Genomic DNA, 8,496 nt, shown 5'->3' with positions numbered 1-8,496 from the left:
TTCAGGTTGATGGTTCACCGGTGGGAAGGGACCGAGCCATGCCACGGCCTGTCCTCGAAAGGACGACCAGGATCCCCTCGGTCTCCTTCCCACTTCAGACATAGCATGGGAACAACACACAGGATCCTCGGGTCAAGCCCGAGGATGACGAAGGCGTGGTGGTCGCTGCCGCGTCTAGTTCCCCAGCGCCTTGTCCAGTGCCGCCTTCACATCGGCCGGCCATGTCGCCACATCAGGCCACGCCTGCGGCTTGCCATTGTCGCCGCGGCGCGCAAAATAGAGCCTGTGCTTGGCCGGGTCGACCGCCATGAAGCCGTCATTGCCACCGCAATCATGCGGCACGCAGCCGCTGGCGTAGAAGGCGCCCGAAGCGGTCTTTTCCGTGCCGCCGCCGACCAGCAGGCTGGTCGCCATATCGGGCATGTCCTTGCCGAGCAGCTTTTCGGCTTCCTTGTAGACGGCCTCGTTGTGGAAAGCGTCGATGATGTTCTGGTACTTTTCCGGATCGATGTCTTTCCAGTCCGTGCCGGGTTCGGGCATGTAGGTCAGATTGCCCGAAATCGTCAGCCCATCGGTCGGCGACCATTGCAAAGCCGGTTTCTCATCCCCCGGCAACAGATACGGCACGAAATAGATGGCATTGTCGGACACCGCCGAGGGCGGGGCGCCGCACTGGTCCTGCTCGACCATTGTGCTCTGGATCGTGCCGCCTTCCGGTTTCCAGACGATCACCGTCGCCGGCCCGCATTGGTTGCCGCCGTCGCCGACATCGAACAGCGCCACCTTGACGCCGCCGACTTCCACGATTCTGTCAAAGAAGACGTCATAGTTCGTGGCCAGCTGCTGGCCGTCATAGGCAAGCACCTTCTCGCCATACTGTTCCTTCTGGGTGATGGTCAGCGTGCCGCCTTCGAAAGGGACGGGCGCCTGCTTGTCGTCATCGGCAGCGTCGGCGGCGTTCGTCCCCTGATCGGCGGACGGCTGGTCCGTCGCCGGAGCCGGCTGGGTGGCGGGTGCCTGTGTCTGCGCAAACGCGCTCACGGTTTGCCCCAGCAACAAGGCCAGCCCGCAAACGCCGGCAAGAAGCAAACGTGTCATGACTGTCCCTCCACTCAGTCGCAACGAACCCGGCGCAACGAAGGCCTGAAAAGCGGCCGGGCCTCCGCCTGGAGTGTGTACCGCTCAGGCCCAGGGGCGCTGTTCGGCGTTTCGCTTCTCGAACGAGGCGATGGCGCCGGCCTTCTCCATGGTCAGGCCGATGTCGTCGAGCCCGTTGAGCAGGCAGTGCCGCTTGAAGTCGTCGAGGTCGAAGGTGACCACGCCGCCATCCGGCCCACGGATTTCCTTGGCTTCGAGGTCGACCGACACCGTGGCATTGGAGCCGCGCGAGGCGTCGTCCATCAGCTTCTCGAGATCCTCGGGGCTGACGGTGATCGGCAGGATGCCGTTCTTGAAGCAGTTGTTGTAGAAAATGTCGGCGAACGAGGTCGAGATGACGCAGCGAATGCCGAAGTCGAGCAGCGCCCATGGTGCGTGCTCGCGGCTGGAACCGCAGCCGAAATTATCGCCGGCGACCAGGATCTGCGCCTTGCGGTAGGCCGGCTTGTTGAGCACGAAATCCGGGTTTTCCGAGCCATCGTCCTTGTAGCGCATTTCGGCGAACAGGCCGGTGCCGAGCCCGGTGCGCTTGATCGTCTTGAGGTAATCTTTCGGGATGATCATGTCGGTGTCGACATTGACGATCGGCATCGGAGCGGCGACGCCGGTGAGCTTGGTGAACTTTTCCATGGCTTTTGCCCGTGTTTTCGTTGCGGGGGAATTTGCTGACGCCGGTTTACACAAAGCCGGCGGCAAATAAAAGGCAACTGTTCGTGCATGGTGGCACAAGCCAGCCCGATGGTGCAGTCTGGCGGCCATGGCAGAAAACGCACACGTCCTCTATAACAGCGAACCCGCGCTCGACATCGCCGAATTCCGGCGCGTGCTGGTCGAATCCGGCCTCGGCGAGACACGGCCGGTCGATGATGAAGCACGGCTGCGGGCGATGCTGTCGGGCGCCAATCTGGTGCTGACCGCGCGTCTCGACGTCGAAGGCAAGCCGCTGGTCGGCGTGATCAGAGGCATCACCGACTTCTCCTGGGTCTGCTACATCTCCGAACTCGCCGTTTCCCGATCGGCGCAAGGGCTCGGCATCGGCATGGGCCTGATGGACGAGGCGCGCCGGCAGCTTGGACCGTCGGTCGCCATCAGCCTGATCTCCATGCCCGACGCCGTCGGCTTCTACGAACGTATCGGCATGAAGCACATGGCCGACGCCTTCTGGTTCGACCGCAAGGGCTGAGGCCAGCCCACGTGCCGATGACCGCAGTGTCTTGATCTGCGTTCCGCTTGATCCACATCGCAAGGATGGAAAAGCGGAGATGCTTCGTTGGCACGGCCGGTTGGGGAATTCCGACACGATACAAGGATGATTTCCCACAACCCGGCTCTCATCTCGAGCGTTACGCCCAGCGCCTGCCGATCGTCGAGATCGACACCTCGTTCTACAAGCCGCACCGCCGCGAGACCTATGAGCGCTGGGCGGGTTCCGTCCCTGGGCATTTCCGCTTCGCCGTCAAGACACCGAAGGCGATGACGCACGAGCTTCGTCTCGCCGACTGCGAGATGGTCGCCGAGGCCTTTCTCCAGCAGGTCGGAGGCCTCGGCGAAAAACTGAGCGTGCTTTTGGTGCAGCTTCCGCCGAGCCTGCCGTTCGAGCCGGACGTCGCCGGCGAGTTCTTCGACATGCTGAGGTTGCGAACCCAGGCAAGGCTGGTCTGCGAGCCGCGCCACCCAAATTGGTTCGATGCGAAGGCCGATGCGCTTCTGGCCTCTCGCCAGGTTGCGCGTGTCGCCGCCGACCCGGCTCCGATCCCTGCAGCGGCGGTGCCGGGCGGCTGGCCCGGCCTTGCCTATTTCCGCTGGCACGGCGCGCCGCGCGTCTACTATTCGGACTACGATGCTGAAACGCTCGACGGGATCGCTCGGCAGGCGAATGCGGCGGCCGCTTCGGGCGCGGAGGCCTGGTGCGTTTTCGACAACACGGCGGCAGGGCACGGACTTGGCAATGCTCTCAAGGTTGATGCGATGATCATCTAGACGCGGGCCAGCTCAAATCACATTCAATTCCCGGAACGCCCTTCCCTCCGCCACCCGCTCATACCCAAACGCCGAGCAATCCACCGTGCGGTAGCCGCCATGGACGATCAGCTCGGCCAGCGCTTTGCCCACCGCCGGCGCCTGCTGCAGGCCGTGGCCGGAGAATCCGTTCGCGAAGATGAAATTGCCGACTTCGGGATGCGGACCGATCACCGCGTTCTGGTCGAGCGTGTTGTAGTCGTAGTGGCCGGCCCAGGCGCGGGTCGGCTTGATCGCCTCGAAGGCGGGAATGCGGGTCGCCAGCACCGGCCAGATCACCTCTTCGAACAGCGGCCAGTTTACCTCGAAATCGCCGGGATCGGGTGCGCAGTCGCCTTCCTCCGGTTCGGCGCCGCCGGTGAGGTAGACCGAGCCTTCCGGACGGACATAGATACCGGAGGGATCGACCAGCAGCGGCATGTCGGCATATTTCTCGCGCGCCTCGAAGACGAAGACATTGCGCTTGCGCGGCTCGACCGGCAGTTCAAGCCCGGCCATGGCAGCCACCTTGCCGGCGTTCGGGCCGGCGGCGTTGACGACGATGCCGGCCTTCAGCGTCTCGCCATTGCCGAGGCTCACTCCCGTGACGCGGTTGCCATCGCGCGCGATGCCGGTGACATCGGCGGCGATGAAATCGACTTTCTTCTGCCGCAGCGCCTTTCGGAACAGCGTCAGCATCGCATGCGCGTCGAACCAGCCTTCGCCGGTGCGGCCATAGGCGCCGGCTGAAATGCCCTCGGTCGACAGCCACGGGAACCGGCGCGTAAGCTGGTCGGCATCCTCGAGCACGATGTCGGCGCCCTCCGCGATCTGCGCCTCGTGATTGCTCTTGAGGATCGGCAAGCCGTCCTCGCCTGCAAGGATGAGGTAGCCGCCCTCGCGAAAGCCGATATCGGCATCATCCCCGAACTCTTCCTTCAGCCGCCGGAACAGTTTCAGCGTGAACTGCGACAGGCGGATGTTTTCCGGGATCGAGAATTGCTGGCGGATCGAGGCCATGGACAGCGTCGTTGCCGCATGCGCGAATTGCGGATCACGCTCGACCAGCGCGATCGTGCCGGAAAATCCTTGCTCACGCAGGTAATAGGCGACCGAGGAGCCGACGATGGCTCCACCGATGATGACGATGTCGTAGCGCATGTTCTCTCCGATCCGGCCGATGGTGTCCTTCACGCCACCGGCAGAATGATCTCGAAGCGCGTGCCGCGTTCGCTGTCAACCAGCGCGATCATACCATCATGCGCTTTCAGGAGGGCCAGCACGATGCCAAGCCCCATGCCGGTGCCGCCCTGCTCGCGCCGCGTGGTGAAGAACGGCTCGAAAATGTGCGCCCGGTTGCTGGGCGAAATGCCGGCGCCGTCGTCGCTGACCAGGATGCTCGCCTTGCCGCCGGCGCTCGTAGCCGAGACAGAAACCGCCGTCGCGCCATGCCTGGCCGAATTGTCGATGAGATTGGCCAGCACGATAGCCGCGTTCTCGGCCGATATGCGCAAGCCGATCTCGCTGCCGGCGACGCTAACCGCCAGCCTGTTGTCGACGGGAAGCAGCGCCAGCGCCGCACCGATCGATGTGCTTTCGCCGCTCGGCGCCAGGTTTTCGGCACGCGCCAGGTCGAGCAGACGGCGAACCAGCAGATTGAGCCGCCCGGCGTCGGTGACGATATTGTCGGAAAAACGCCGCCGCTCCGTATCGTCCATCGCCGAACCGGAATCGCGCAGCAATTCGGCCGCGCCCTGGATCGCCGTCAGCGGCGATTTGAGTTCGTGCGAGACATGGGTGGCGAAAGTCTGGATCGAGTCCGAGCGTGCCTGCAGCTTTTCGGCCATGTCGAGGAAGGCGGCGGAAAGCTCCGCCATCTCTCGAGTGCCATGATGGTCGAGCGGCCGGATCGCCGCGCGATCGCCGGCGGCGATGCGCTCGGTGCGGTCGATGAGCGCATAGATCGGCCGGCTGACCGTGCGCAGGAAGACGAGGCCGATGAGCAGCGTGCCGACGAGAATGGCGATGGCCGCCAACGTCACCTTGCCGCGTTCGCCATAGAGATGTTTGATGATGTTGTTGGGCGTCCGCGAGACATAGACCACGCCGGAGACCTTACCGTCGACGGCGACCGGCAAAGCGACGAAGACACGCACCTTGGTGCCGCGGCTGACCGAATAGAGCGGCGGCGTCGGCTGGTCGGGGATGCGCAGCCGGAGCGCGCTGGCATAGCGGCCGGCAAGTGCGACGCGCACCTCTTCGACCGCGCCAAGCGACTGCCCGACCTCGCCGCGTCCGGCAATGACGACGCCTCGGGGATCGAGCAGCCGGAAGCCGGCCAGCGTGGTCTTCTGCGTGGCGTCGAGAATGCCGGACAGACGGGTGCCGATCGCGGCAAAGGTGGGATCGACGATCGCAGGCATCGCCGCCGGCCGGGTCGGCAGCACATAATCCGAGGCAAGATCGAGTTTCGGTTCGATTGGCCTGTAGAGCGGGTCCGGATTGACGCTTCGGCTTGAAGCTCCGCTTGGCCTCGGCATCGGCGCGCCGAGCTTGTCCGCCGCAATACCGGCGTCACGCACATCCTGCGCATAGATGGCGGCGATGGCCGCCCCTTGCGCGATCAGCTCCGCTTCGGTCTGGCGGATCAGCTGGTTTTCGTAGAGACGGAAGAAGAACAAGCCGACCAATGGCAGGGCCATCACCATGATCAGGATGGCGACGACGACCGTGGCAAGCCGTGGCCGCCATTTGCGGCCGACCCATTTGCTCGAGGCCGTCAGCCGCATCGGCCGAGCCGGAAGCCGACGCCATGCACCGTCTCGATTACATCCAGGCAACCCACTGCTGCCAGCTTGGCGCGGATGTTGCGGATATGGCTGTCGACGGTGCGGCCGGCGACATGGATGTTTGCGGCATAGGCGCTGGCCATCACTGCGTCGCGGTCGAGCACATGCGCGGGCCGCGTCAGGAACCCTGTCAAAATCGAGAATTCGATCCCCGTCAGGGCAAGCGCCTTGCCGTCGAAGCTGGCAGCGTGACTGGCCGGCGCCAGAGCCAGTTTGCCATGCGAAAACTGCCTGTTGTCGACCGGTTCGGGCGCCGCCGGGCGGGCGCGCCGCAGGATGACGTTGACGCGGGCGACCAGCTCGCGCGGGCTGAATGGTTTCGTTACATAGTCGTCGCCGCCCATTTCGAGCCCGAGGATGCGGTCGATCTCCTCGTCGCGCGCGGACAGGAACAGCACCGGCACATCGGATGTGTGCCGCAGCCGCCGGCAGACCTCCAGCCCGTCCATCTCCGGCATGCCGATGTCGAGCACGACAAGATCCGGCGCCCGGCGTCCGATCGCTTGCAGGGCGGCGGCACCGTCGGCCACCCCTGTCGTTTTCATGCCGGCCTTTTCCAGCGCAAAGCAGATCACTTCGCGGATGTGCGGGTCATCGTCGGCGACGAGGATGTGATGCGGCATGGATCAGCGGCCCGGCATGGAAGGTTCGATAGCGGAGGGAATCACGAACGGCCCCTTGGTGTCGAGATATCGAAGCAGCCGCCAGTCGCGAAAGCTCCAGGCCCGCCAGTTCTGCTGGATAGTTCGATACCAGATTTCGTCGCTGCCGCGCACGCCAGCCAGTTCGCGGACAGTGCCGGCGGCCGCCGTCTTGCCCTGCTGCTCGAGGAACCGATCGAGTGGGGGAAACGCGCCCGGACCGAGCGAGTGAAGATACCAGGCGTCTAGGGGAATGCCCTGGCCGGTCATTTCGAGGGAATGGTCGACATTGTAGTTGGCGATCGTCGCTGCAAAATTGATGAAACAGCCGGCATAAAGCGTCAGAGATAACGTCAGAAGATTGGCGGACAGCAGCCATTCGTTGGATTTTCCCAGTGCTATGCGGGCGATAATCAGGGCAAGCCCCGATGCGACCAGCCCCATCCAGACAAAGGCGGCGACGCGCCAGTAGGTCAATGCATAGATGCCGACATAGAGGTGGAGCCGCAGGATCGACGAAATGACCAGCATGATGTTCTGCGCCACCCAGGCATAGACCAGCCGGCGGATGAGCGGATCGGCCGATGTCTCGCTGCCCGGTCGCAGCGCCGCCAGCACGAAGCCGGCGGCAAGCAGCGCGGTGACGATCAGGGGATAGGCGCCACGATGCGCGTAGGCCGCGTAGCTCAGCCCGTCGGGAAGGGCCGCCCCGCCCCACAGGTAGGTGGCGTCGAGCGCCGTCTGCAGCGCAAACAGGACGTTGAAGATGATCAGGGCGCGCAGGATGGCGGCCTTGCCGAACAGGATGTCTTCGATGGTGGTGACGGTTTTGTCGGCTTGAGCGCTGACGGCCGGCGCCGCGTGCGGGATGCGACGAACCAGGCGCGGCAGGCGCGGCCGCAGAAAAGCCCAGACAGCAGCGAGCACGAACAGCCAGAAGGCAATCCGCGCCAGCTGGATAAGATCGAGCAGCCTCACGAGGTCGATCAGCGACAGCCAGTAGTCGATCACCGGGTTGGCGGCGCCGAACAGCGCCAGGAAGACCGCGCCCAGCGTCAGCGGCATCACCCAGACAGCGATCGCCGCCAGCCGGATGCGCCGTCGGCCGAACCGGCGCGCCGTCTTGCGCCAGCGGATGAAATCATTGGCGAAGCGGAACGGCGCCGCCAGCCCGAACAGCGCGATCTGGCCGGCAATGCGGGCGATGCTGTGCCGCAGCCGCCCGCTCAGCGAAAGCGCAAAGACGGTCAGCGCCGCCAGCGCGATCGAAACGGACAGGGTGCTGACGTTTTCAGCCAGCGGCAGCAGCGCGACAAGCAAGGCGATGGGCTTGAGCCAGACCCGACCGTCGCTGAAAGCCGCCGGATGCACGGCGACAACCGCGGCGGCAATCAGGAGAGCAAACAGGAAAACCGTGATCCCGGCGGGCTGGCCGTAGAACAGGAAATCCGCAAGTGCTGCCAGCAGGATGGCGACACCGAAGCGGCTGCAATAGCTCGGCGCGGCGGAGAACAACGCTGTCATGACCTGGCTTTCCTGATGGCGTCCCGCTGAACCGTTGGCGGGCTTCTGCGGACAAAGGGAATGAGGATCGCCGTGGCGTTCGCGCGCGGCGGATCGGCCAGCCACCAGCCTTCGCTGCGCAGCCGGTGAGGCAGACGGGGTTTTGCTCTCTTTTGCATGCCGCCTGTTTGTCAGACAAGCGGGGAAAGGGTGGGGCGGATGCGAGGAGGTTTTCCGCAAGGCTGTGCAGTTTTCGTGCAGGGGCCAGGGCTGCCGATCTCCCCCGCAAGGGCAGGGCTATCGCATATGGAACTCCTGAGATGTCTGCCTGGCACGGACCCCCACCC

8 protein-coding genes are annotated in these 8,496 nt (G+C 64.5%); 2 read left to right on the top strand and 6 right to left on the bottom strand.

The features are described from left to right. Positions 1–174 precede the first annotated feature (174 nt). Entirely contained in the window at positions 175–1,098 is a 924-nt protein-coding gene (locus EOA13_RS35860; RefSeq protein ID WP_127297883.1) for a hypothetical protein, read from the bottom strand. 84 nt (positions 1,099–1,182) lie between these two features. Then, positions 1,183–1,788 (bottom strand): 3-isopropylmalate dehydratase small subunit, encoded by a 606-nt coding sequence (leuD, locus tag EOA13_RS35855; RefSeq protein ID WP_023810900.1) that lies wholly within the window; start codon positions 1,786–1,788, stop codon positions 1,183–1,185. 127 nt (positions 1,789–1,915) lie between these two features. Between leuD and EOA13_RS35850 the strand changes: the two genes are divergently transcribed. Next, complete coding sequence (locus EOA13_RS35850; protein WP_127297882.1) at positions 1,916–2,341, top strand: GNAT family N-acetyltransferase; 426 nt, start codon at positions 1,916–1,918, stop codon at positions 2,339–2,341. Between the two features lie 65 nt (positions 2,342–2,406). Beyond that, a complete protein-coding gene (locus EOA13_RS35845; RefSeq protein WP_127297881.1) occupies positions 2,407–3,138 on the top strand; it encodes a DUF72 domain-containing protein in 732 nt (243 codons plus the stop codon). A gap of 12 nt (positions 3,139–3,150) precedes the next feature. Here EOA13_RS35845 and EOA13_RS35840 read toward each other — a convergent pair whose 3' ends face one another. From EOA13_RS35840 to EOA13_RS35825, 4 genes are read right to left on the bottom strand one after another with little or no spacing between them, the layout of a single operon-like run. After that, complete coding sequence (locus tag EOA13_RS35840; protein ID WP_127297880.1) at positions 3,151–4,317, bottom strand: FAD-binding oxidoreductase; 1,167 nt, start codon at positions 4,315–4,317, stop codon at positions 3,151–3,153. A 29-nt stretch (positions 4,318–4,346) separates the two neighbouring features. Further along, on the bottom strand, positions 4,347–5,945 hold the full coding sequence (locus EOA13_RS35835) for an ATP-binding protein (RefSeq protein ID WP_127297879.1): 1,599 nt from the start codon (positions 5,943–5,945) through the stop codon (positions 4,347–4,349). Further along, positions 5,936–6,628: a response regulator transcription factor gene (locus EOA13_RS35830; RefSeq protein ID WP_127297878.1), complete on the bottom strand. Its 693-nt coding sequence runs from the start codon at positions 6,626–6,628 to the stop codon at positions 5,936–5,938. The genes EOA13_RS35835 and EOA13_RS35830 overlap by 10 nt, the downstream gene beginning before the upstream one ends. Positions 6,629–6,631: 3 nt before the next feature. After that, positions 6,632–8,170, bottom strand: coding sequence for a DUF4173 domain-containing protein (locus EOA13_RS35825; protein WP_127297877.1), 1,539 nt, complete (start codon positions 8,168–8,170; stop codon positions 6,632–6,634). Between the last annotated feature and the right edge of the window lie 326 nt (positions 8,171–8,496).

Source organism: Mesorhizobium sp. M7A.F.Ca.US.011.01.1.1, assembly GCF_003998295.1.
GTDB lineage: Bacteria > Pseudomonadota > Alphaproteobacteria > Rhizobiales > Rhizobiaceae > Mesorhizobium.
The sequence above is the reverse complement of the archived record's forward strand: the minus strand, read 5'-3'. Positions and strand labels throughout refer to the sequence as shown.

What these genes read in the sequence shown, in the direction of transcription:
- EOA13_RS35835 (WP_127297879.1), bottom strand. Translation starts at nt 5,945, where the DNA reads ATGCGGCTGACGGCCTCGAGCAAATGGGTCGGCCGCAAATGGCGGCCA.
- EOA13_RS35860 (WP_127297883.1), bottom strand. Translation starts at nt 1,098, where the DNA reads ATGACACGTTTGCTTCTTGCCGGCGTTTGCGGGCTGGCCTTGTTGCTG.
- EOA13_RS35830 (WP_127297878.1), bottom strand. Translation starts at nt 6,628, where the DNA reads ATGCCGCATCACATCCTCGTCGCCGACGATGACCCGCACATCCGCGAA.
- EOA13_RS35825 (WP_127297877.1), bottom strand. Translation starts at nt 8,170, where the DNA reads ATGACAGCGTTGTTCTCCGCCGCGCCGAGCTATTGCAGCCGCTTCGGT.
- leuD (WP_023810900.1), bottom strand. Translation starts at nt 1,788, where the DNA reads ATGGAAAAGTTCACCAAGCTCACCGGCGTCGCCGCTCCGATGCCGATC.
- EOA13_RS35850 (WP_127297882.1), top strand. Translation starts at nt 1,916, where the DNA reads ATGGCAGAAAACGCACACGTCCTCTATAACAGCGAACCCGCGCTCGAC.
- EOA13_RS35845 (WP_127297881.1), top strand. Translation starts at nt 2,407, where the DNA reads ATGGAAAAGCGGAGATGCTTCGTTGGCACGGCCGGTTGGGGAATTCCG.
- EOA13_RS35840 (WP_127297880.1), bottom strand. Translation starts at nt 4,317, where the DNA reads ATGCGCTACGACATCGTCATCATCGGTGGAGCCATCGTCGGCTCCTCG.